This window comes from Labrys sp. E2SS-1L, from assembly GCF_057073705.1.
In genome coordinates, this window is sequence record NZ_CP172712.1 from 4,407,268 (window position 1) to 4,428,703 (window position 21,436).

At 64.0% G+C, this 21,436-nt stretch carries 22 protein-coding genes; 9 read left to right on the forward strand and 13 right to left on the reverse strand.

The window, feature by feature from the left end; all coding sequences use genetic code 11:
- The first annotated feature begins 11 nt into the window (after positions 1-11).
- Positions 12-1,559, forward strand: coding sequence for an esterase-like activity of phytase family protein (locus ACIGJE_RS20590; RefSeq protein WP_483678631.1), 1,548 nt, complete (start codon positions 12-14; stop codon positions 1,557-1,559).
- Between the two features lie 168 nt (positions 1,560-1,727).
- Here the strand turns inward: ACIGJE_RS20590 and thiL are convergent, their stop codons facing one another.
- From thiL to ACIGJE_RS20635, 9 genes are all read right to left on the reverse strand, one after another.
- A complete protein-coding gene (gene thiL, locus ACIGJE_RS20595; protein WP_415081605.1) occupies positions 1,728-2,714 on the reverse strand; it encodes a thiamine-phosphate kinase in 987 nt (328 codons plus the stop codon).
- A 14-nt stretch (positions 2,715-2,728) separates the two neighbouring features.
- Positions 2,729-3,190, reverse strand: a complete 462-nt coding sequence (nusB, locus tag ACIGJE_RS20600) for a transcription antitermination factor NusB (RefSeq protein WP_367623179.1) — start codon at positions 3,188-3,190, stop codon at positions 2,729-2,731.
- Positions 3,187-3,714, reverse strand: coding sequence for a 6,7-dimethyl-8-ribityllumazine synthase (locus ACIGJE_RS20605; protein WP_082980224.1), 528 nt, complete (start codon positions 3,712-3,714; stop codon positions 3,187-3,189). Before ACIGJE_RS20605 ends, nusB begins: the two co-directional genes overlap by 4 nt.
- A gap of 152 nt (positions 3,715-3,866) precedes the next feature.
- A complete protein-coding gene (locus tag ACIGJE_RS20610) occupies positions 3,867-4,502 on the reverse strand; it encodes a riboflavin synthase (RefSeq protein WP_415081602.1) in 636 nt (211 codons plus the stop codon).
- Between the two features lie 3 nt (positions 4,503-4,505).
- Positions 4,506-5,645 carry a bifunctional diaminohydroxyphosphoribosylaminopyrimidine deaminase/5-amino-6-(5-phosphoribosylamino)uracil reductase RibD gene (ribD, locus tag ACIGJE_RS20615; RefSeq protein WP_415081600.1) on the reverse strand — a complete coding sequence of 380 codons (1,140 nt, stop codon included), beginning with the start codon at positions 5,643-5,645 and terminating at the stop codon, positions 4,506-4,508.
- Between the two features lie 118 nt (positions 5,646-5,763).
- Entirely contained in the window at positions 5,764-6,240 is a 477-nt protein-coding gene (gene nrdR / locus ACIGJE_RS20620) for a transcriptional regulator NrdR (protein ID WP_311935487.1), read from the reverse strand.
- 143 nt (positions 6,241-6,383) lie between these two features.
- A complete protein-coding gene (gene glyA / locus ACIGJE_RS20625; RefSeq protein WP_311935489.1) occupies positions 6,384-7,679 on the reverse strand; it encodes a serine hydroxymethyltransferase in 1,296 nt (431 codons plus the stop codon).
- Positions 7,680-7,858: 179 nt separating this feature from the next.
- On the reverse strand, positions 7,859-9,103 hold the full coding sequence (locus ACIGJE_RS20630) for a L,D-transpeptidase family protein (RefSeq protein WP_483678632.1): 1,245 nt from the start codon (positions 9,101-9,103) through the stop codon (positions 7,859-7,861).
- Positions 9,104-9,394: 291 nt separating this feature from the next.
- Positions 9,395-9,802 (reverse strand): DUF6163 family protein, encoded by a 408-nt coding sequence (locus ACIGJE_RS20635; protein ID WP_068298904.1) that lies wholly within the window; start codon positions 9,800-9,802, stop codon positions 9,395-9,397.
- A 247-nt stretch (positions 9,803-10,049) separates the two neighbouring features.
- On the opposite strand from ACIGJE_RS20635, the gene hemB reads away from it, so the two are divergent.
- Positions 10,050-11,087: a porphobilinogen synthase gene (gene hemB, locus ACIGJE_RS20640; RefSeq protein ID WP_311935494.1), complete on the forward strand. Its 1,038-nt coding sequence runs from the start codon at positions 10,050-10,052 to the stop codon at positions 11,085-11,087.
- Between the two features lie 9 nt (positions 11,088-11,096).
- Here the strand turns inward: hemB and ACIGJE_RS20645 are convergent, their stop codons facing one another.
- Complete coding sequence (locus tag ACIGJE_RS20645) at positions 11,097-11,378, reverse strand: Rdx family protein (RefSeq protein ID WP_068298899.1); 282 nt, start codon at positions 11,376-11,378, stop codon at positions 11,097-11,099.
- A 195-nt stretch (positions 11,379-11,573) separates the two neighbouring features.
- On the opposite strand from ACIGJE_RS20645, the gene ACIGJE_RS20650 reads away from it, so the two are divergent.
- The 3 genes from ACIGJE_RS20650 to ACIGJE_RS20660 all read left to right on the forward strand — a co-directional run bounded on the left by ACIGJE_RS20650 (position 11,574) and on the right by ACIGJE_RS20660 (position 14,295).
- On the forward strand, positions 11,574-12,911 hold the full coding sequence (locus ACIGJE_RS20650; protein ID WP_367623184.1) for a branched-chain amino acid ABC transporter permease: 1,338 nt from the start codon (positions 11,574-11,576) through the stop codon (positions 12,909-12,911).
- A gap of 114 nt (positions 12,912-13,025) precedes the next feature.
- Positions 13,026-13,775: an arginyltransferase gene (locus ACIGJE_RS20655; RefSeq protein WP_367623185.1), complete on the forward strand. Its 750-nt coding sequence runs from the start codon at positions 13,026-13,028 to the stop codon at positions 13,773-13,775.
- 181 nt (positions 13,776-13,956) lie between these two features.
- Entirely contained in the window at positions 13,957-14,295 is a 339-nt protein-coding gene (locus tag ACIGJE_RS20660; RefSeq protein WP_311935501.1) for a hypothetical protein, read from the forward strand.
- Positions 14,296-14,565: 270 nt separating this feature from the next.
- On the opposite strand, the gene ACIGJE_RS20665 is transcribed toward ACIGJE_RS20660, so the two are convergent.
- On the reverse strand, positions 14,566-15,492 hold the full coding sequence (locus ACIGJE_RS20665; protein WP_311935503.1) for a PfkB family carbohydrate kinase: 927 nt from the start codon (positions 15,490-15,492) through the stop codon (positions 14,566-14,568).
- An 839-nt stretch (positions 15,493-16,331) separates the two neighbouring features.
- On the opposite strand from ACIGJE_RS20665, the gene ACIGJE_RS20670 reads away from it, so the two are divergent.
- Positions 16,332-16,892, forward strand: a complete 561-nt coding sequence (locus ACIGJE_RS20670; RefSeq protein ID WP_311935505.1) for a GNAT family N-acetyltransferase — start codon at positions 16,332-16,334, stop codon at positions 16,890-16,892.
- Positions 16,893-17,178: 286 nt separating this feature from the next.
- Positions 17,179-17,652 carry a hypothetical protein gene (locus ACIGJE_RS20675; RefSeq protein ID WP_311935507.1) on the forward strand — a complete coding sequence of 158 codons (474 nt, stop codon included), beginning with the start codon at positions 17,179-17,181 and terminating at the stop codon, positions 17,650-17,652.
- 72 nt (positions 17,653-17,724) lie between these two features.
- On the opposite strand, the gene ACIGJE_RS20680 is transcribed toward ACIGJE_RS20675, so the two are convergent.
- Positions 17,725-18,867: a Gfo/Idh/MocA family protein gene (locus tag ACIGJE_RS20680; RefSeq protein WP_311935509.1), complete on the reverse strand. Its 1,143-nt coding sequence runs from the start codon at positions 18,865-18,867 to the stop codon at positions 17,725-17,727.
- Between the two features lie 172 nt (positions 18,868-19,039).
- Here ACIGJE_RS20680 and ACIGJE_RS20685 point away from each other — a divergent pair, with 172 nt between their 5' ends.
- Positions 19,040-19,237, forward strand: coding sequence for a hypothetical protein (locus ACIGJE_RS20685; protein WP_311935511.1), 198 nt, complete (start codon positions 19,040-19,042; stop codon positions 19,235-19,237).
- A gap of 173 nt (positions 19,238-19,410) precedes the next feature.
- Positions 19,411-20,244, forward strand: coding sequence for a MurR/RpiR family transcriptional regulator (locus ACIGJE_RS20690; protein ID WP_311935512.1), 834 nt, complete (start codon positions 19,411-19,413; stop codon positions 20,242-20,244).
- A gap of 132 nt (positions 20,245-20,376) precedes the next feature.
- Here ACIGJE_RS20690 and iolG read toward each other — a convergent pair whose 3' ends face one another.
- Positions 20,377-21,363 (reverse strand): inositol 2-dehydrogenase, encoded by a 987-nt coding sequence (iolG, locus tag ACIGJE_RS20695; protein WP_415081589.1) that lies wholly within the window; start codon positions 21,361-21,363, stop codon positions 20,377-20,379.
- Positions 21,364-21,436: the final 73 nt, after the last annotated feature.

Below are 21,436 nucleotides of genomic sequence, written 5' to 3' on the forward strand. Positions count from 1 at the left end.
GCGAGATTTCCATGCGCCTTCTTCGCACCATCCTTCTCACCACCCTCCCGGTTCTGCCGACGCTGGCAATGGCCGAGCCCCTTGCCATCAAGGAGCCCTTCGTTTCTTCCGCCCCGGGCGAAGAGAAGATCGATTTCGCCGGCGGCAGCTTCGTCAATCATGGCCTGGTCGGCGTCGGCCGGCTGAGTGCCGACCTCAAGGACGAAAAGGGCGACACGCTCGGCTCCTTCTCCTCCATGGCGATCGATCCCAAGAGCTGGAGCAAGACCGCCACCGGCTATAAGGGCCAGCTCCGCTCCCTGCCGGACCGCGGCTACAACAATCCCGACAAGGGCCTGTTCTTTGACTATCAGGGCCGCGTCCTCGCCTTCGACTTCGCCTTCACGCCCTATTCCGGCCCTGCCCTGCCTACCGCCGTCACCTCGCAGTCGCAGATCGAACTGAAGCCGCTCGACGGCAAGGGCGTCTTCCTCACCGGCCTCGACGGCAAGCCGACGACGGGGGCCGATCCCGCCGACAACACCGTCGAAATGAACGGCTATACCCTGCCCGTACCGCCGGCCGGAGCGCTTGGCGCCGGCTCCCTCTCCTTCGACGCCGAGTCGATCGCCTATCGTTCCGATGGCAGCTTCTATGTCGGCGATGAATATGCTGCCGCCGTCTATCTGTTCGGACCGGACGGCAAGCTGAAGGGCCTCATCCCGCCCGGCCCGGCCCTGGTTCCCACCAAGAAGGGCAAGATCAACTTCACCTCGATGGAAGCGCCCGACACCGGCCGGCGCAACAATCAGGGCCTGGAAGCGATCTCGCTGACGCCGGATGGCAAGACCCTCTACGCCGTGCTGCAAAGCGGTGCGCTGCAGGACAGCTCGGCCGGCAAGAACCAGGCGAACCGTGCCACCACGCGGATCTACGTCTATGACGTCGCCTCGGACCCGCTGCCCAAGACCCCCAAGGCCGTCTACGCGATCGAACTGCCGGTCTATTCCAAGAAAGGCGACGGCAAGATCGACAGCACGGCCGCACAAAGCGAGATGGTGGCGCTCGACGACCACCGCTTCCTTCTGCTCGCCCGCGACGGCGCCGGCCATGGCTGCGACTGCAAGAATCCGGAGATGTTCAAGGCCATCCTGGTGGTCGACACCAGCGGCGCCACCAATCTGGCCGGCACGGACTATGAAACCGGCACCAAGCCGATCGCGCCCGCCAAGGACGACCGCAATGTCCTCGATCCCGCCATCACCCCGGCCCGCTCCCAGGTGCTGGTCAACCTGTTGAACGCCACCCAGCTCGGCAAGTTCGGCCTCAACATCGACAATGCCAAGTCCAACGATCTCACCCTGTCGGAAAAATGGGAAGCCATGACGCTGGTGCCCGCCCTCGACCCGGCTGCGCCAAACGATGCCTTCCTGTTCGTCGGCAACGACAATGACTTCCTCACCAGGAAAGGCGTGATGAAGGGTCAGAGCTACGACGCCGGCCTCACCAACGACACGCTGGTGCTGGCCTATCGCCTGACCCTGCCGGAAGATCTGGCCAAGGCCTTGGCAGGGAAATAAGGGCATCGATGAGAGTGGGGGTAGTTGCCCTCACCCCCGACCCCTCTCCGAACCTGGGAGAGGGGAGCATCGGCGTCGCGGTTGATAACGGTCGGGCGAAGCGCACGACAACAAGGCGGAACACAACGCCTGCGGCTCCCTCTCCCGAATCGGGAGAGGGACAGCCCCTCAAAAATGACTGAAACTGCCTCGGGCGAACCGGACGTCGTTGCCCTCACTGTCGAACCATCTCGGAACATGATGACCCGATGTCACCACGCCGATCGGGCTGACTGGTACCCCGGACTTCCGCGCTGCCGCTTCGAAAGCGGCGCGTTGCCCGGAAGGCACGGCGCAGAGGATCTCGTAGTCGTCCCCTCCCGTTAGGGCCGTTTCCAGCAACGTCGCGTCAAGCTTGCAGGCTGCCTGCGCGGCTGGCGAAAGCGGCACGGCATCGCGTTCGACATCGGCCGACGCACCGGAAGCCCTCAGCAGCTTGGCGAGATCGCCGACGAGGCCATCGGAAATATCCATCGAGGCCGAGGCGTGGGCGAGCACCGCCGGCGCCAGCGCCGTGCGCGGCTGTGGCAGGAGGTAGCGCCTGGCCAGGTGATCGCGCTCCACCTCTGCAAGCCCGACCAAGGCAGCCGCGCCGCGACGTGCCAGCAGACCCAGAGCTCCGTCGCCGATGGATCCGCTGACATAGAGGATGTCGCGAGGCTGCGCGCCGTCGCGGCGCGGAATGCGATCGGAGGGCACCAGGCCGAAGGCGTTGACGGCGATCGTCAACGGCCCCGTGGTCTTGACCGTATCGCCGCCCAGCAGAGCAAAGGCGAATTCCTTGCCGTCGACCGCCAGGCCCTCGGCGAAGCGCTGCAGCCAGTCCTCACGCCAACCCGGCGGCAGGGCAAGGCAGAGCGTATAGGCATGCGGCCGCGCGCCCTTGGCGGCAAGGTCGGACAGGTTCACGCGCAAGGCCTTGCGCGCGATGAGATCGGGATCATCGTCGGCGAGGAAATGAATGTCGGCGACAAGCGCATCGGTGGTGACCACCAGATGCTCGCCAGGCGGCACACTCAGCGTCGCAGCGTCGTCCGTCAGCCCGCGCGCACCGGGATGGGCCGCGAGCGGGGCGAAGAAGCGGCTGATCAACTGGTCTTCGGTGAGCCGCGCCATGCGAGGACTGATGCTCAGGAAGCCTGGAGATGGTCGTTGCGTTCGGCCTTGGCGATCTTGTCGAGCACGGCGTTGACCATGCCGGCCTCCTCGCGATCGAGGAAGGCATGCGCGACGCTGACATATTCGGAGATCGTCACCTTCGGCGGGATGTCCTTGCGATGCAGCAATTCATAGACGCCGGCACGCAGGATGGCGCGCAGGATGGCATCCACCCTCTTGAGCGGCCAGCCATCGGCCAGCGCCTGGTCGACCTTGGGATCGATGCTGCGCTGCTCGCGCACGACCCCGCCGACGATGTCGCGGAAGAAGCTCTCTTCGGCCGGCGAATATTCCACGCCGTCGATCTCCTGGCCGATCCAGTGGTTCTCGAATTCGGCCAGCACCTCGACGACATTGGTGCCGCGGATGTCCATCTGGTAGAGCGCCTGCACGCTGGCAAGGCGGGCAGCAGAACGTTTCTGGGCGCGGCTCATGCCTCGACCCCATGCAGGCGACGTTTCAGGGCAACCATGTGCAGGGCGGCATCGGCGGCGCCGCCACCCTTATTCATTTCCGAAATGCTGGCGCGAACCCGGGCCTGCTCGTCATTCTCGACGGTGAGGATGCCGTTGCCGAGCGGCAAGGCGCGCTGCACCGAGATGTCCATCAGGGCGCGCGAACTCTCGCCGGCGACGATGTCGTAATGGGTGGTCTCGCCGCGGATCACACAGCCCAGGGCGATTGCCGCATCATAGGCACGGCCGCGCTGTACCGCGGCGTCGAGAGCCATCACGATGGCCGAGGGGATTTCAAGAGCACCCGGCACGGTGAGCACGTCGAAGCTGCCGCCAGCCGCCTTGATGGCGCCGGTCGCGCCGGTGAGCAGCCCGTCGGCGATCTCTTCGTAATACCGGGCTTCGACGATCAGGATATGCGGCGGTAGCGGACCGCCGAAGCCGGACTCGGTATTTTCGAAGGAAGGGGCGGAGGAACTGGAAACACGCCTGGGACCGGCCATGGGAATTCTCGTCTCAGAGGAAAGGCAGGCTCTACACGCGCCGCCTGAATGCTGTTGGATTGACGGCGTTCCTAGAGCATCGTGTCGAAAAGGGAAAGCCGGTTTTGAGCAGGAGGGATGTGACCGCGAAGCATGGCGGGGCGCGGCCTGTCTCAGCCTCCGGCGCGATCACTCCAACGTTCGGTCCCGACATCCGCCAGCCGCGCGGCATAGCGCGCCATGGTGTCGATCTCGATGTTAACAGTATCGCCCACCTCGGCATTGCCCCAGGTGGTGACGCAGAGGGTATGAGGGATCATCATCACGCCGAAATCCTGCCCCTCCACTTTGTTGACGGTCAGCGAAGTGCCGTCGAGCGCCAGGGATCCCTTCTGGGCGATGAAGCGCGACAGGGCGGCAGGCACGCGGAAGGTGAACTGCGAGGTGCCGTCCTGGTCCTTGCGATCCAGTACCGTCGCCACCCCATCGACATGGCCGGAGACGATATGTCCGCCGAGTTCATCCCCGATCCGGAGCGCCCGCTCGAGATTGAGCTTATGCCCCACGCGCCAGGCGCCGAGCGTCGTGCGCCCGATCGTCTCGGAAGAGGCATCGACGGTGAAGAGCGTGTCGCCCCCCGGCCGCAGGGCCAGACTGGTCATGGTAAAGCAGATACCGGCCACCGCCATGGAGGCGCCCACCGTCATGGTGTCGGCGGGATAGGAGCAGGCGATGGTGATGCGCTTGGCGGAGCCGTGGTCCTCCAGCGCGACGATCTCGCCAATGTCGGTGATGATGCCGGTGAACATGGCTCAGTTCCTGCGTTGAATGGTCATGGTATCACGGCCGACCATACGAGCGGCCAGATTGGGCAATTGCCCGTCAATTTTCGCCTGAAGCTGCGATGTCAGGGCCGTCACCCCCTCCCCGATCGGTTCGGGCGAGGTGAACTGCACGAACTCCTCGACGAGATCGGCCTCGACCAGGCCGGCAGCCAGCTGGGGGCCGGCTTCGACCAGCAGGCGGGTGACGCCCCGTGTGCCGAGCAAGCGCAAGGCCTCGCCGAGATCGAGGGATGCTCCCCCGCTGGGCGAAAGGGCCGAGCAGCCGATCCGCATCACCTCCACCCCCGCCTCGACCAGGTCCCGTTCCGGTTCGACGGGGGCGTCGGCGCGAGCCATGACCCATACCGGCACCTCGCGTGCCGTCTCGACCAGCCGCGAGGAGAGCGGGAGCCGCAGCCTTGAATCGAAGATGATTCTCACCGGCGACTGGGCAGCTATGCCGGGCAACCTCACGGTGAGCATCGGATCGTCCTTGAGCACTGTGCCGATCCCGACCGCGATCGCATCGCTCTGGGCCCGCATCAGGTGCACATGGGCACTCGCCTCTTCGCCGGTGATGCGAACCGGGCGCCCGCCGGGACCGGCGAGCTTGCCGTCCGCGGAGACCGCGATCTTCACGGTGACTCCGGGCCGGCCGAAGGTCACGCGCGTGATATGCCCGACATGGGCCTGGAAGGCCTCGTCCGCCAGCACACCCTCGCGAACCTCGAGGCCATAGCGCCGCAGCATGTCGAAGCCGCGCCCGCCCACGCGCGGGTCCGGATCGCGCAGCGCTCCGACGACACGCGCAACGCCGCCGCGCGCCAGGGCATCGGCGCAGGGGCCGGTGCGCCCGTAATGCGAGCAGGGTTCGAGGGTGACATAGGCGGTGGCCCCCTTGGCCAGTGCTCCAGCCTCGGCCAGCGCCTGCGTCTCCGCATGGGGCCGCCCACCCGGCTGCGTCCAGCCCCGGCCGACGATGATATCGGCGTCGCCGACCCGGCGGACGATCACGCAGCCGACGGCCGGGTTTGGCCAGGTATTGCCAAGTCCCCGCCGGCCCAGCGCCAGAGCCGCCCGCATGAAGCGTTCGTCACGCCGCAGGGCATCGATGGCGGAGACAGGCATGGCGAAAGTCACGGGAAAGCATCAAACCGGCAAGGGGGCTCGAAGCAGCAGATAGGCTTGCCGCATGCGTCATGCAAGCGCGACACGGGAATGCCGCGCCCACATGGACCGGCAGAGCTCACTCCTCGTCCACCCGCGTCTCGTCCTCGATGCTCAATTCATCGAGAACAGCCGTAAAGTCCTTGGCCTCGCTGAAATTGCGATAGACCGAGGCGAAGCGCACATAGGCGACATCGTCGAGGGCCTTGAGCCCCTTCATGACGATGCGGCCGATCTGCTCGGAGGTGATCTCGCTTTCCCCCAGGCTCTCGATCTGCCGAACCAGGCCGTTGACCAGCCGCTCAATGCGCTCCTCATCGACCGGGCGCTTGCGCAGTGCCGTGGTGATGGAGCGCGAGAGCTTGTCGCGGTCAAACGCAACCTTGCGGCCCGAACGCTTGACGACCGTCAGTTCACGCAATTGCACGCGTTCGAAGGTCGTGAACCGTCCCCCGCAGTCCGTACAGACGCGGCGGCGGCGGATCGAGGTTCCGTCATCGGTGGGGCGGCTGTCCTTCACCTGCGTGTCGGGCGCACCGCAATAGGGGCATTTCATGGATTATTCCTGGGAGTGCGGACATCCGACGTGCTCGCATGTCGCGATGTCCGCACTTCCTATACTGCACGCGATGCGTTTCCAAGAAGCGGACGTCGCAACATGCAGACATGTGGCTGAGATATCCGCTCTCCCGGCAGCGATCAGTAGATCGGGAAGCGGCCCGTCAGCTTGTTGACCTTGACGCGTACCGCTTCTTCGACTGCGCCATTGTTGTCGGCGCCGTTCTTGGCCAGGCCTTCCAGCGCCTCGGTGATGAGATCGCCGACTTCCTGGAACTCCTCGACGCCGAAGCCGCGCGAGGTGGCGGCGGGCGTCCCAAGGCGGATGCCCGAGGTCACCATCGGCTTCTGCGGATCATAGGGAATGCCGTTCTTGTTGCAGGTGATGTGGGCGCGCTCCAGCGCCTTCTCGGCGAAATTGCCGGTGAGGTTCTTGGGGCGCAGATCGACCAGCATCAGATGGTTGTCGGTGCCGTCGGTGACGATGTCGAAGCCGTTGCTCTTGAGATTGGCGGCCAGGGCGGCGGCATTCTCGACGACTTGGCTTGCATAGGCCTTGAACTCGGGGCGCAGCGCCTCGCCGAAAGCCACGGCCTTGGCGGCGATGACATGCATCAGCGGTCCGCCCTGCAGGCCCGGGAACACGGCCGAATTCACCTTCTTGGCGATCTCCTCGTCATTGGTGAGGATGATGCCGCCGCGCGGGCCGCGCAGGGTCTTGTGGGTGGTCGAGGTCGCCACATGCGCATGCGGGAACGGCGAGGGATGCGCATCGCCGGCGACCAGGCCGGCGAAATGGGCCATGTCGACGAAGAAATAGGCGCCGACCGCATCGGCGATCTCACGGAAGCGGGCGAAGTCCCAATGGCGGGCATAGCCCGAGCCGCCGGCGATGATCAGCTTGGGCTTGTGCTCATGGGCGAGGCGCTCGACCTCGTCCATGTCGACGCGCTGGTCGTCGGGACGCACATTGTAGGGCACCACGTTGAACCAGCGGCCGGACATGTTGACCGCCGAGCCATGGGTGAGGTGGCCGCCGGCATTGAGGTTCAGGCCCATGAAGGTGTCGCCCGGCTTCATCAGCGCCAGGAACACGCCCTGATTGGCCTGGCTGCCGGAATTGGGCTGGACATTGGCATAGGCGCAGCCGAACAGCTTCTTGACGCGCTCGATCGCCAGGTTCTCGGCCATGTCGACGAATTCGCAACCGCCATAATAGCGGCGGCCCGGATAGCCCTCCGCATATTTGTTGGTCATGATCGAGCCCTGAGCCTCCAGGACCGCCTTCGAAACGATGTTCTCGGACGCGATCAGCTCGATATGGTCGCGCAGGCGGCCCAATTCGAGATCGATGGTACGCGCCAGCTCCGGATCGGCGGAATGCAGATCGGCGGCGAAGAAGCTGTTCGACAGGGCGGCGGAGCGAGCGTCATTCATCGTGGCAGGGCCTCGTTGGAGAAGAGGCAGACGACATAACGGAGTTGCACCGCAAAGTCATGTCTGCAAGCGACCAAAGTTGCGCCAAGGCTGGAAAGGCGGGCTCCAAACGCAGCAACGCCGCAGACGAGGCTGCGGCGCTGTCAATCTCTTTCAGGTCGGAGGGGACGGCGCCCCGATCAGCCCTGCTCTTCCTTGGTGACCACGGAGAGCGAGGCGAATCCGTCCTTGTTGTAGATGTCGTCGCGGAACTCGACCAGGCCTTCCGGCGTCGCCCAGGCCGTGATGTAGGCCCAGAACACCGGCACCTTGGCGGTCGGGTTCACCGTCGTCTGGGCGCCCGAACGGATCACTTCATCGATGCGGTCGCGAGTATATTCGGTACCCTGCAGGATCCAGGCGACCAGCTCACGAACGTCCTGCACACGGGCACAGCCCGAGGAATCGAAGCGGTAGTCCGAGCCGAACACCGACTTGTAGGGCGTATCGTGCATATAGACGCCATACTGGTTGGCGATGTTGATGCGCACCTGGCCGAGCGAATTGCCGAAGCCCGGCTCCTGCCGGAAGCGCATCTTGGTGGCTTCGTCGGTGTTCCAGTTGATCTGCTCGGGCGTGAGCTCCTGGCCCTGCGGATTGAAGATGCGGATATGGTGATCGGCCAGGTAGCTCGGCTCCTTCTGCATCAGAGGGATCAGGTCCTTCTTGATGATGGAGAGCGGCACGGTCCAATAGGGGTTGAAATTGATGTTCTGCACCACGGTCGACAGGATCGGCGAGGGTCGGTCCGGCTTGCCGATCACCGTGGAGTGGCGCTGCTCGACCGCGCCGTTGTTCACCGCTTCCAGCTCGGTCGCCGGAATGTTCATCATGATGTAGCGGCTGCCCAGATTGCCCATCGAGCGCAGGCGCACGATGTTCATCTGCAGTTGCTTGATGCGGACATCGATCGGAATGGCGAGGGCGGCGCGCGAGGTATCGCCGACGACGCCGCTGGACAGGATGCCATGGCGCGACTGGAAGCGCTTCACCGCACCGTCGAGATAGGAATCGAAGACGGGCGAACCGCCGAGCGACGGCGCCAGATCGCCCGAGGCGATCAGGCGCTGGCGCAGCGAGACGACGTCGGGGCTGCGCGAACCAAGCTGGAGCCGGCCCTTGCCGGTCACCTGGGGCCAACCGCCCTGGGCCGCGATTTCGCTATATTTCTGCAACGCATTCTGCGTGGCCTGCAAGGTGTAGGCCGAGAAAGTGGGCGAGGAACTGCTGGCCTGCCCGATGGGGCTGGCCACGGAATCGTAGCGTTCCTTCATCTCCATCTGGCCGAGGCCATAATCCTGCGCGGCAGCCGGACGCGCCAAGGCGGTCGCAGCGGCCCCGAGGGCCAAAGTGGAGAGAAAACCACGACGAGAATAGTCAGACATCTTGTTCTAATCCTGCAGCAAAGCCCGCTTGCGCCACGCACCTACCGTACCGGTAATTTCCTGCGGCCGTGAATTAGCCGAGCTCTTTACACGGGAGAGGTAAACGAACCGAGACCAAAATCAGACCTCGTCACCGGCCATTTGCGATCCCGGTATACGAAACTTGCGCAATGCCCTATCGCCAGAAAGCGGCAAAACCGGGACAAATGTGGCAAGGCCCGTCACGATCACCGCCATGTGAGCGCGAATCGCGCCTGCGTGACAAAGTTGCAACAATCCGGTCGTCGCCTCTCACGGATGGCGCCGCTCGCGCGAGGCGAGAAAGGCCAGCCCGACATAGAGCAGGATCAGAACACCGATCGTCGTCATCATCGCATATTGCCGGCCGAAGATCTCCGGACGGAACAGCGAGATGATGAAATAGCTGCCGGAAGCGATCAGCCAGATGACCCCACCCCATGTCGCCGCCATCCACAAGCCGACGGCCGCGACCAGATCGAAGACCGCGAACACGATCACCGCACTCTGGGTGAGGACCGGCATGCCGAGGAAGCGATCCGGATCGGCCTGCCCGATCCCAAGGATCAGGCACCAATGGATGATGCCCTTGGCCATCCACAGCACGGCGACGGCACGCATGAACCACAACAGGTAGGCGCCATAGGGCGGGCCGTCGCGGTCAAACTCGATATCGCTCATGTCGTGCCTCGTTGCTGTCGGTCCTTCTAACCGTGCAAGGAGCCGAGGGCAAATCACCCGGCCGCATGGAGGCGATCGAAGCCTGGCCGATGAAGGGGACGAGGAATGCCCGCCATCTCGCGGGTGCTCCCCGGTTTTTGACCATCGAGCCCCTGCATTTGCCGCTGCCGGGGTGTGACATGACGGCATGCCTCCGCTGCACCGGATGTGATAGAACCTTTCCAAAGTTCATTTCGAAGAGACTGCCATGCCTTCCTCCGTCACCCCGCTCAAGCCCGCCCTCGCCTCCGCCTCGGACCGTCTCGACCTCGTCGAGCGCCCGCGCCGCAACCGCAAGAGCGAATGGGCCCGCCGGCTGGTGAAGGAGAATGTGCTCACCACCAATGATCTGATCTGGCCGATCTTCGTGCAGGAAGGCGAGAATCTGAGGAGCCCCGTAGCGGCGATGCCTGGCGTCGACCGAGTCAGCATCGACATCGCCGTCGAGGAAGCGCAGCGGGCCGCCGCCCTCGACATCCCCGTGGTGGCGATCTTCCCCTACACCGATCCTTCGCTGCGCGACCCCACCGGGAGCGAGGCCCTGAACGCGCAGAACCTGACCTGCCGGGCCTGCCGCGCCATCAAGGCCAAGGTGCCCGAAATCGGCCTGCTGACCGACGTGGCGCTCGATCCCTACACTTCGCACGGCCATGACGGGCTGCTGGAAGCAGGACGCATCCTCAATGACGAGACCGTCGCCCTGCTGGTGCGCCAGGCCTTGGTCCAGGCCGAATCCGGTTCCGATATCATTGCACCGTCCGACATGATGGACGGCCGCGTCGGCGCCATCCGCGCCGCACTCGATGCCGCCGGTTTCCTCGACGTGCAGATCATGGCCTATTCGGCCAAATATGCCTCGGCCTTCTACGGCCCGTTCCGCGAGGCGGTCGGCTCCTCCGGCGCGCTCAAGGGGGACAAGCGCACCTATCAGATGGACTATGCCAATTCGGACGAGGCTGTACGCGAGGCCGAGCTCGACATCGCCGAAGGCGCCGACATGATCATGGTCAAGCCCGGCCTGCCCTATCTCGACATCGTCGCCCGCCTCAAGCAGAGCTTCGGCCGCCCGACCTTCGCCTATCAGGTCTCGGGTGAGTATGCGATGATCATGGCCGCCGCCCAGAACGGCTGGATCGACGGCGAAAAGGCGATGATCGAGAGCCTCACCGCCTTCAAGCGTGCCGGCGCCGACGGCATCCTCACCTATTTCGCACCGCGCGCCGCCGAATATCTGCGCGGCAGATAGCAGGCCGGCCTACCTATCGATATGGCCGAGATCGCGATCGGGATCGAGCCGGTCGCGCACCAGCTGCTTGAGAGCTTTCACGTCGGGAAAGCCGCCGTCGCGCTTGCGCTCCCAGATCTCCTGGCCCTCATATTCGATGCGGAAGGCACCGCCGGTGGCCGGCACCAGCGTAACCTCGCCCAGATCTTCCGAAAAGGTCGAGAGCAGTTCCTGGGCCATCCAGGCTGCCCGGAGCAGCCATTGGCATTGCCGACAATAAACGATGGTCACACTGGGCTTGCCGTCACGCATCACGAGTCTCGAAACAGGAAAGGGATTCGACGATATCCCCGCCGCCGCCTCAGGAAAAGCTCGCGATTGAGTGGCCCCTCACCCGGGACGGCCGGGTTTGCTGTCCGAATCGCGGCAAGCCTGTAATCTGCTTGCAGGCAGCGCCGACATAAAAATCGGGTCAACCGGTGTGGCGCGAAGATTCAGGCGGCACCCTTGATCCATCGTGTCATCGCCTTGCTTCTCGTCACTTTGTGCCTGGCTTCCTGTCGCGACAGCCTCGACCCGCAGGAAATCCGCATCTGCCGGCAGACATTGCCCGCCGTGGCGCTCGACGCAGACGGACTTACGGTCACTGCCGTTACCCCTGCCTCGCCACCGTTCAAGATCCGCATCGACTATCGGACGCTACACCAGGGACGCAGCAGCAATCACAGCGTGTTCTGCGCCTTCGGACCGAGCCCGCCGGATAACCGGTTCATCGAGCTGAGTGCCCTGGCCGCGGACGGCAGAGCCTTTGCTGCCTGGAAGCTCCACCTCCTCAAGCGCTATTGGCTCGAACGCCCCGAGGCCGCCCTTGCCGATCCGGGCCCCGGTGAAACCATAGCCGATATACCCGAGGTCCCCAGCAGCATTGCCTTTCTGGTGCAGAGTCTCGGCAACGGGGTGCCGACCACGGCCATGACCATGCTGATCGCAGTGGCCTATGCCCTCGTCTTCGGCCTGGTCCAGCGCATCAACCTGGCCTTCGGGGATTTCGCCACGCTCGGCGGCGTGATGAGCGTCTCGATCATGCTGATCATGCTGGCGCTCGGCTCCCGCTCTCCGGCCCTGGACCTCGTCGTCGTGTTCGCGGCTGCGGTCGGCCTCGTGGTTCTCGCCGGTCATATCGTGGAAAAACTGGTCTTCGCCCCCCTCGCCTTCCGGCGCGGCCAGACCATCCTGATCGCAACGGTGGCCGTGGCATCGGTCATGCGCGAGGCGATGCGCGTCGCCCAGGGTCCCAATGATCGCTGGGCACCGCCGGTCACCAGTCCCTATCTGCCGGTGGTGCGATCGGGCGATTTCGTCGTCCATTTCACCGTCATGCAGATGTCGATCGGTGCGGCCGCGGCCATCGTCGCCATCGCCGTCGTCGTGCTGATGCACCGCAGCGAGCTCGGCCGGCGCTGGCGCGCGATATCGGACGATGCCCTGATGGCCAACCTTGTCGGGATCTCGAGCCGGGGCATGCTGGCCTTGACCTTCGGCCTCGCCTCCGCGCTGGCCGGTTTCGCCGGTTTCATCATGACCGTCTATTACGGCGGAGCCGATGCTTATGGCGGAGCCATGATCGGCTTGAAGGGCCTGGTCGCAGCCGTCATCGGCGGCATCGGTTCGATCGAAGGGGCGCTGCTCGGCGGCCTCGTGCTCGGCCTGTTCGAGGTTGTCTGGCAGGCCTATTTTCCGATCGAGCACCGGGACGTGGCCGTGATGACCTTTCTTGTCCTCATGCTGATCTTCCGTCCGGGCGGGCTGTTCGGCTTTGCCGATGCCACGCCCCGGCAGGTCTGACGACCGGCTTCAAAAACGACGCCGGGCGCGATAATTTGATCTCGCCCGCCAGCAGGACTCTGGCGAGACGCGGCGCCCGGTGGTAGCTTTCGCCTTCATGCATGGAGAATGGCGTTGAGCATTGAAATACGCGACTCACCGCAATTCTATCTGACCGCGCCATCGCCCTGTCCCTATCTGAAGGGCAAGCAGGAACGCAAAGTGTTCACCCACCTGATCGGTGAACGGGCCGCGCGCCTCAACGATGTGCTCAGCCATGGCGGCTTCCGCCGCTCGCAGACCATTGCCTACCGGCCGGCCTGCGAAAACTGCAAGGCTTGCGTTTCGGTGCGCGTGCCGGTTGCCGATTTCATCAGGACGAAATCTTTCCGCCGCGTGCAGGCCGACAATCGCGACGTCGTTTCGCAAATGCGCAGTGCCACGCCGACCTCGGAACAATATTCCACCTTCAGGGCCTATCTCGACCAGCGCCATGCCGATGGCGGCATGGCCGACATGACGGTGCTCGACTATGCGATGATGGTCGAGGATACCCATGTGAACACGCAATTGGTCGAGTACCGGCTATCCGGTGCCGGCCTGCCGTTGAACCGGCAAGGCGAGGGTCCGCTGGTCGGCGTTTCGCTCACCGATGTGCTGGCCGACGGCCTGTCGATGGTCTACTCGTTCTATGAGCCGGGCATGGCGGCACGCAGCGTCGGCACATTCATGATCCTGGACCATATCGCCCGTACGCAGGCGATGGGACTGCCCTATCTCTATCTGGGCTATTGGGTCGAGGGATCGCGCAAGATGGCCTATAAGGGGCGCTTCCTGCCGCAGGAACGGCTCGGCCCCAATGGCTGGGATCGCGTCGAGAAATAGCGGCCGTGGCGTTTGGTGACGGGGCGTCACGCCAAGAATCTCCACGATCCGTCACCCCGCCATCATGTTTCTGAACGTCAGATGACCAGGGCGTTCGCGCCTCGTTCAGGCAGGAACTGGCATCGTGTCCTCATTGCTCCTTGAGTTCCTACGAGCTCGAGCCCCCTCAATGAGGTAACCGATGAACCTTCTCGGCAAGACCATGATTGCGGCCTCCTTCGCGCTGACGGGCCTGATGGCCAGTGTCGGCACGTCCTCGGCCATGAACGTCGCTCCGGCGACGCCAGGCGCTTCGCCGCTGGTCCAGGATGTCCGCTGGGGCTGTGGCCCTGGCTGGCAGCCCAATCGCTGGGGCCGCTGCGTCCCAGTCCGCCGTCCCTACTATGGCTATGGCGGCGGGTATGGCTATGGCGGTGGCTGGGGTCCTCGTCCCCGCTGGGGCTGGGGCGATGGCTACCGTCCCCGCCATGGCGGCTGGGATCGCCCCTATTATCGCGAACGCCGCTGGGACAATTATTGAGCCCACCAAACGAGTTCCAGGGGGCGGTAGCGTATAACCGCCCCTCTTCCCCTATCCGGCCGAGCCACCGGTGTCCTGCGTAATTGGCTCACATTCGGAAACGGTGCCCCAGGCAAGCCCCCATATCGCGTAGGCAAGACGCCTATGGAGGCTTTGCGGACGCTCCGGCCAGGCGCGGCTTGTCAGGCTGCAATGCCGCGCCGAACCTGGTATCCGCGCCTGACGGCACCGTTTTGACTGAGAGCGCCGTTGCTGCCCCCGCACCCTGCCTCAAGAGACCAGGCGCGCATCCAGCCTGGCTGCCGCTTCCACCACGGCTCGCCTTTCGGGCATGCCGTCCCAGCCATTGCCGAGGCCGCATTTGAGGCTCGCGGCCGCGCTGGCAAATCGAGCAGCATCGATCACGGACCGCCCCTCCGCCAACCCGGCGGCCAGGGCACCATGAAACACATCACCCGCACCGGTGGTGTCGAGCACACTCACCGGCAAAGCCGGCACCAGGGTCAGCCTGCTGTCGACCCACCATAGCGAGCCCCGTGCGCCCAACGTGACGCCAAAGGTGCCGCCAAGGCGCCGAGACAACGCTTCGCAGCCTTTCGCATCCGGTTGCGCCCCGGCGCTGGCAAGCGCAAATCCATCCTCCGAGAACACCGGCAGGCTCGCGCGTCGTGCCAGCTCCAACAGCCGCGCCGGATCGGTCACTTCCGCATCGAGCACCGACGGGACGCCCGCGGCAGCAGCCGCATCCAGCACCGCAAAAGAGGCTTCGTGCCAATTGATATCGGCAAGCACCGCGCCCGCCTTGGCAATGTCCTGCAAAGGCAGATGGGCCGGCGAGGCCGGCAGGTCGGTGTGATCGTGACCGACGATGAGCCGTTCGCCCTGCCGATCGACGATCACCACGGCGGAGATGGTATCCATCTCCCCGCTGCATTTCACGCCGTCGATCCCGACGCCGTGATGGCGCAGGCGCTCGCATAGGAAAGCCGCTTCGGCATCGTCACCCAAACGGCTCCACAATTCGACCGGCTGCTGCAAGCGGGCGCAGGCGACCGCGGCCGTCGCGGCCGGACCGCCTCCCCGCTTGAAATGGTGCCGGGCCGTGACCTTGATGGCCTGCCGCGGCATTTCATCGATTTCCAGCACCTGGTCCACCGTCGTGGTGCCGACGCAGATGACGGCTCCCCTCGTTCTCATCGGCTCTTGCATGATCGCTTGTCTTCGCCGCCCGAAGCGTTCTGCAGGCGGACCTTATGGGTTGTTTCCTCGCGATGATATAAAGCCAGTTTGTCAGACAAAACAATATGGCCATCGGCTCATCTGGCGGGCACCGAAGCGGCGCGAACCATGATCAGGGCGGCTTGGCAAGCCTGACCAAACGTCAGCTTCCGTACCGATATAACACCCGCGTCACGCTCGTGCTGGTGTTGTCGGACCAACGTTCGGGAGGATCGAGGAAGAGCGCATGTTGCAGCTATGGACAAAAGCGCTCGCCTCGCACTGCTGTAACAACTTACCGGCGGACTTGGTCGCTTGCGCTCTTCGTGAGGCAATGAAAAGCCCGGTCCACGCAAACGCGGCCGGGCTTTCGCATGTCGGGCAACCGGGTGGCTCGAATCGGGCATCCGACCACCGTGTCTGGTCAATCACGACGGACCGGGCTCGCAATGGCGCTGTGGCTGAAACCGATTTCGGCAAGACCCTTTTGGGTCGGTATCCGATGGGTCTCCCGGCGCTTTTGACAGGCAGGAAACGCCCGACAGCAGATGTGCAATCTGGCAATGAGACTGACAAGGATCATCGCTACCTAAGGAAATTCACCGTTTGTTGCGGTGCAATATAGCGCGCCAACCGGCCTCCAGCGACGCGAGTGCGTAGCTGGCATGCGGGCCTTTCGCAACAGCCCCAACCCAGGAGCTAGGACTATCGCCTACCTGACTAACCAACCGCCCTCCGAGTTGTCGAAGGGACCCAACACGCATTTTGCACCTATCAATACGACCGATCGCACGGATGAGATCGAGGAAAGTTCACCTATGCCCCTTCTGTCGGCATTCACCGTCGCTCCCACCATCGAGACGTCGCGCTTGATTTTGCGTGCGCACAGACCCGGCGATCTGGAGAGCGTCACGGCCATGTGGGCAGAGCCCGCGGTGCTTCGTTATGTGCGCAAATCCCCCTATCCGCGCGAGGAAGTCTGGACCCGCATGCTGCGTTATGCCGGCCACTGGCTCTGGATGGGGTTCGGCTTCTGGATCGTGACCGACAAGACGGACGGGCGATTCCTGGGCGAAGTCGGCATCCATAATTTCGAGCGCGACATGGAGCCTGAATTCTCAGGCACACCCGAACTCGGCTACTCCCTGATCGGCGCGGCCCATGGCAAGGGCTATGCCACCGAGGCAGCCAAGGCGGTGCTGAACTGGTTCGACGGCCATATCGATCTGCCGCATACCAACTGCATGACGAGCCCCGACAACATCCACTCCCAGCGTGTCGCCCTCAAATGCGGCTATGAATATCTGCGCCAGTCCATTCATCTGGGTTCCCCCGTTGCGATCTTTCGCAGGCGCAGAGTCATCGCACCGACGCCATGATGCGATGTGAAACCACGGCTTGTTCTCCTTGATGACGTTAAGGACAGCAAAACCTTGACTGAAATTCGATCAGAAAAGCTTGCCGGCGTGAAGCGCCGGCAAGCTTTTGCCGAAATGGAAACTGATCCGAGCTGATGAAGGTTCCTCTTTTTTCTTTGGCAGACTCGGTCTATCACCAGGGTGTGCCGTACCTTCGCCGTATTCCTGATCACACAAATAGGCATTCCGGCTGAGGCTTATCCAGAGTCGGCGGCGGGCAATATCCGCCGAAAATGAGGGAGTTAGAATGATGCTTCGTTCCGCCATCATTGGTACCGGACTACTGATCGCCAGCGCGGTCGCGCTTGCTGCGCCAGCGCAGGCGCTCACCATGAAGGAGTGCAGCGACAAATATCAGGCCGCAAAGACCGCGAACACGCTGAACGGCGCGACCTGGAACGACTTCCGCAAGGCACAATGCGGCACGGAAGCAACGCCGGCTGCCACCGCGCCGGCAGCACCTGCAGCTCCCGCCGCGACGACGGCTGCCAAACCGGCTCCGGCCGCCAAGCCGGCTCCGACCGCCGCCACCTCGGGCAGCGCCGTGTTCCCGTCGGCCATCGATCCGAAATATGCCAAGGAATCGGCCGGCAAGCAGCGCATGCATACCTGCCTCGACCAGTATAATGCCAACAAGGCCAACAACGGCAATGGCGGCCTGAAATGGATTCAGAAGGGCGGCGGCTACTACAGCGAATGCAACAAGAAGCTGAAAGGTTAATTCTCTTCTTCTTCATCATGCGGCCGCGGATACCCTCCGCGGCCGTTTTCTTTTACCGCTGATGCAAGGCGTTCAAGCCTTCACTTCCACCCAGCGGCCTTTGGCAAAGCTGTCCGCGATGGCGTGGATGGTACGCTCGATGGCAAGGCCATCGTCGAAGTCGAACACCGAGGCCTTTTCGCCCTCGATGCGGGCGATCAGTTCGCGGCATTCGATCACTTTCAGATCGTTGAAACCAAGCCCGTGGCCAGGCGCCGGAATGAAGCGATCATAGGGCTTGTGCACCGGCGCACTGAGAATGGTCCGGAACCCCTGGGTTTCCTCGTTGCCCTCGCGGCGGAAAAGCTGCACCTCGTTGAAGCGTTCCTGATCGAACACGATGGCGCCGGCATCGCCAAAGATCTGCAGTTGGATGCGCCCCTTGCGCCCCCAGGCGGCGCGATTGACGGTGAGCACCCCCGAAGCGCCGCTCTCCAGGCGCAGCAAGGCGGTGGCGATGTCATAGTTCTCGATGGCTCGCCTGCCGCCATCGGGGTGGGGACGGTCCGCATAGGGCCTTGCCATCTCGCCGAACACTTCGGCGACCCCGCCGAGAACAAAACGCAGCAGGCTGAGGGGATGCACGGCAAAATCGTCGAGGGCCCCGTACCCGGCGCTGGCCTCGTTGCGGGTAGCAAAGGGGGTTTGCCGGTCCGCCATGAAATCCTCGTCCATCTCCAGGCGGACATGATTGATGACGCCGATCGCCCCCTCGCCGATCAGCTTGCGGATCAGGCGCATGGCGGGATTTTGAATATAGTTGTAGCCGAGCACCGCCACCTTGCCGCTGCCGCGCCAGGCGGCGTGCATCGCCTGCGCGTCGGCAAAGACGGTCGCCATCGGCTTTTCGCACCAGACATGCTTGCCCGCCTCCAGCGCCGCGATCGCCATCTCGGCATGAAAACGGTTGGGCGTGGTGATCGAGATCACGTCGATCTGCGGGTCGGCCAGGAGTTCACGCCAGTCTCCGGTCGAGGTCGCGAAGCCGAGTTCCATTGCCTTGGTGCGGGCGAGATCGGCGGACGCCTCGGCAAGCGCGACCAAACGAGGCCTGATGACGTCACCGAAGGTCGAGGCGACCGCATTCCACGCCAAGGCGTGACATTTGCCCATATATCCCGTGCCGATCAGGCCAACACCGAGCCCCTTGCCATCCGATTTGGCCAACGCGTTCATCACTGCTCTCCCTTTATGTCCATTCGCCATACCGCCTTGGTATGGCCGTCATTCCATTTCATTGTGCGACGCAGCACAGATTTGTTGTATGCTGCAGTGCATCAAAATCGGCACAGATCGATTCGACTCACCGCGGGCGGGCTGCCGTCTCTCGGGGAAAGAAAGGATATCCATGCTGGCTCCGCGGTTCGCCGTCGCAGCCAAGGGGACAACTGCCATGCTGTTTACTGGCATCATCGCGGCCTTGATTGCCCGCATCATCGACAATCCGGCCCGGCGCACGCCGCCGCCCTCCACCGACGCGCCACGCGATCGGGATGAGGAGAAGCCGACAACCGACGGTATCGATCCGCACACGCGCCGGTGTTGAGCCGATCCACATCCGCGATTGCGAAACGGGTTTCGCGGTCTTTCCAGTTGCACTACCCTTCCGTTGGGCGTGCCTTTGCGGCACGATCCGGCATCGCTGCCGCGTGGCACCACCGGTAGGGTGTCAATGATAGGGAGGGCAGCGAGCACACTGCCCCGCTTCTGGAACGGGACATGGCCATGGCTGAGGACGAGACGCGCGACTTTACCGATTTTTCCGCGCGCCTCGCCGATCGCATCGATCAATTGCCCAAACGCCTGCGGCAAGTGGCTCATTTCGCCAACGACCATCCCGATGAGGTCGCCCTCGGCACCGCCGCCTCGGTGGCAGAGAATGCCGGCGTGCAGGCCTCGACCCTGGTGCGCTTCGCCAAGACGCTCGGCTATTCCGGCTTTTCCGATCTGCAGCAGGTCTTCCTCGCCCGGCTGAAACAGCGCTTTCCCGATTATCGCCAGCGCGTGGCGCTGCTGCGGACCGAAGCGAATGAGGGCTCCCTGTCGGCGCCGCTGCTCAACGGCTTTGCCGACGCAGCCACGCTGTCGATCGAGCGGTTGCGGGCGTCGGCCGATCCCGAAATGATCGATGCGGCGATCGAATTGCTTGCCGGTGCCGACATCATCCATCTGGTCGCAGCCCGCCGGCTTTTCCCGGTGGCGGCCTATCTCGCCTATGCCTTCGGCAATCTGGGCCAGCGCTGCGCGCTGGTCGACCATGTCGGACAGCTCGGCAAGGAGCAGATTTCGCTGGCGGGGCCCAGGGACGTGGTGCTGGCGATTTCCTACAACCCCTACTCGCCCGACACCGTCGAACTGGCTGGGATCGCGCATCAGCGCGGCAATGCCATCCTGGCCATTACCGACAGCCCGGCAAGCCCCCTGGCCCGCCTCGCCCGCATTCGCCTGGATGTGGAAGAAGCCGATCATGGTGCCTTCCGTTCGCTGGCGGCGACCTTCGCTTTGGCCATGACGCTGGCCGTGGGCACGGCCGAACATAAGGGGCGCGACTGACAAGGGGTGTCCCCTGGGAGCGCGGAGGTCCTCGTCCGCGCTTGCCAACGCTCGGCTTGCCATGAAAGGCGGGTCGTCCGGCACTTCTTGAGTGCCCAGGGACGTCCGCGCTCCAAGGCAAATCCAACCGGCCTATATTTTCACCGTCATCCCCGTCTGGGCCGCCTGCGTGGCGGCATCAGCCAGAATCTGGGCCTTCAGACCGTCCTCGCCCGAGGGATTGGGCGACTTGCCCGCCAGGATGGCGTCAAGAAAGGCCGTCATCTCGAGACGATAGGCCTCGGCATAACGTTGCAGGAAGAAATCCTGCACGGGATCGGCCAGGAAACCGGAGCCGGTCGCCACCTCGACAGTGGTCTTCGGCACGTTGTGGGCGCGGATCAGGCCCTTGGAGCCATGCACCTCGATGCGCTGGTCATAGCCGTAGGTGGCGCGGCGCGAATTGGAGATCTGCGCGATCTTGCCCGACGCCGTCTTCAGGAGCACGGCGGCCGTATCGACGTCGCCAGCCTTGCCGATGGCTGGATCGACCAGGGCCGAAGCGACCGCGTGCACCTCCACCGGCTCCTCGGCCAGCAGGAAACGGGCAAGGTCGAGATCGTGAATCATCATGTCGCGGAAGAGCCCGCCGGAGCCTTCGATATAGGAGACCGGCGGCGGCGACGGGTCACGCGAGATGATGGTGACCAGTTCCACCTCCCCGATCGCGTCCTCGGCGATTCGGTGCTTGAGGGTGGCGAAATTGGGATCGAAGCGGCGATTGAAGCCGATCATCAGGGGCTTGCCGGCCTTGGTGACCTCGGCGAGGCAGTGGCGGATCCGGTCGGACGACAGATCGACCGGCTTCTCGCAGAACACGGCCTTGCCGGCCTGCACGGCCCGTTCGATCAGATCGGCATGGGTGTTGGTCGGCGTGCAGATGAGCACGGCGTCGACGTCGGCGGCGGCGATGGCCTCGTCGATCGTGCTGACGCGGGCGCCCGTCTCGGCCGCCAGGGCCTCGGCGGAGGGCCCGTGCGGATCGGAAACCGAAATCAGTCTGGCCTGCGGATGCAGTGCCGCATTGCGACCATGGATCTTGCCGATGCGGCCAGCGCCGAGAACTGCGAGACGAACCATTTCTCTCCCCAATCGTTTGATTTGACCCGAGGACCGGGCCTGTTTGCTGTAGGATAATCGTCAACCATCGCGC

Coding starts and splice junctions, on each gene's coding strand:
- ACIGJE_RS20590 (WP_483678631.1), top strand. CDS start 12: ATGCGCCTTCTTCGCACCATCCTTCTCACCACCCTCCCGGTTCTGCCG.
- thiL (WP_415081605.1), bottom strand. CDS start 2,714: ATGGCGCGGCTCACCGAAGACCAGTTGATCAGCCGCTTCTTCGCCCCG.
- nusB (WP_367623179.1), bottom strand. CDS start 3,190: ATGAGCCGCGCCCAGAAACGTTCTGCTGCCCGCCTTGCCAGCGTGCAG.
- ACIGJE_RS20605 (WP_082980224.1), bottom strand. CDS start 3,714: ATGGCCGGTCCCAGGCGTGTTTCCAGTTCCTCCGCCCCTTCCTTCGAA.
- ACIGJE_RS20610 (WP_415081602.1), bottom strand. CDS start 4,502: ATGTTCACCGGCATCATCACCGACATTGGCGAGATCGTCGCGCTGGAG.
- ribD (WP_415081600.1), bottom strand. CDS start 5,645: ATGCCTGTCTCCGCCATCGATGCCCTGCGGCGTGACGAACGCTTCATG.
- nrdR (WP_311935487.1), bottom strand. CDS start 6,240: ATGAAATGCCCCTATTGCGGTGCGCCCGACACGCAGGTGAAGGACAGC.
- glyA (WP_311935489.1), bottom strand. CDS start 7,679: ATGAATGACGCTCGCTCCGCCGCCCTGTCGAACAGCTTCTTCGCCGCC.
- ACIGJE_RS20630 (WP_483678632.1), bottom strand. CDS start 9,103: ATGTCTGACTATTCTCGTCGTGGTTTTCTCTCCACTTTGGCCCTCGGG.
- ACIGJE_RS20635 (WP_068298904.1), bottom strand. CDS start 9,802: ATGAGCGATATCGAGTTTGACCGCGACGGCCCGCCCTATGGCGCCTAC.
- hemB (WP_311935494.1), top strand. CDS start 10,050: ATGCCTTCCTCCGTCACCCCGCTCAAGCCCGCCCTCGCCTCCGCCTCG.
- ACIGJE_RS20645 (WP_068298899.1), bottom strand. CDS start 11,378: ATGCGTGACGGCAAGCCCAGTGTGACCATCGTTTATTGTCGGCAATGC.
- ACIGJE_RS20660 (WP_311935501.1), top strand. CDS start 13,957: ATGAACCTTCTCGGCAAGACCATGATTGCGGCCTCCTTCGCGCTGACG.
- ACIGJE_RS20665 (WP_311935503.1), bottom strand. CDS start 15,492: ATGAGAACGAGGGGAGCCGTCATCTGCGTCGGCACCACGACGGTGGAC.
- ACIGJE_RS20670 (WP_311935505.1), top strand. CDS start 16,332: ATGCCCCTTCTGTCGGCATTCACCGTCGCTCCCACCATCGAGACGTCG.
- ACIGJE_RS20675 (WP_311935507.1), top strand. CDS start 17,179: ATGATGCTTCGTTCCGCCATCATTGGTACCGGACTACTGATCGCCAGC.
- ACIGJE_RS20680 (WP_311935509.1), bottom strand. CDS start 18,867: ATGAACGCGTTGGCCAAATCGGATGGCAAGGGGCTCGGTGTTGGCCTG.
- ACIGJE_RS20685 (WP_311935511.1), top strand. CDS start 19,040: ATGCTGGCTCCGCGGTTCGCCGTCGCAGCCAAGGGGACAACTGCCATG.
- ACIGJE_RS20690 (WP_311935512.1), top strand. CDS start 19,411: ATGGCCATGGCTGAGGACGAGACGCGCGACTTTACCGATTTTTCCGCG.
- iolG (WP_415081589.1), bottom strand. CDS start 21,363: ATGGTTCGTCTCGCAGTTCTCGGCGCTGGCCGCATCGGCAAGATCCAT.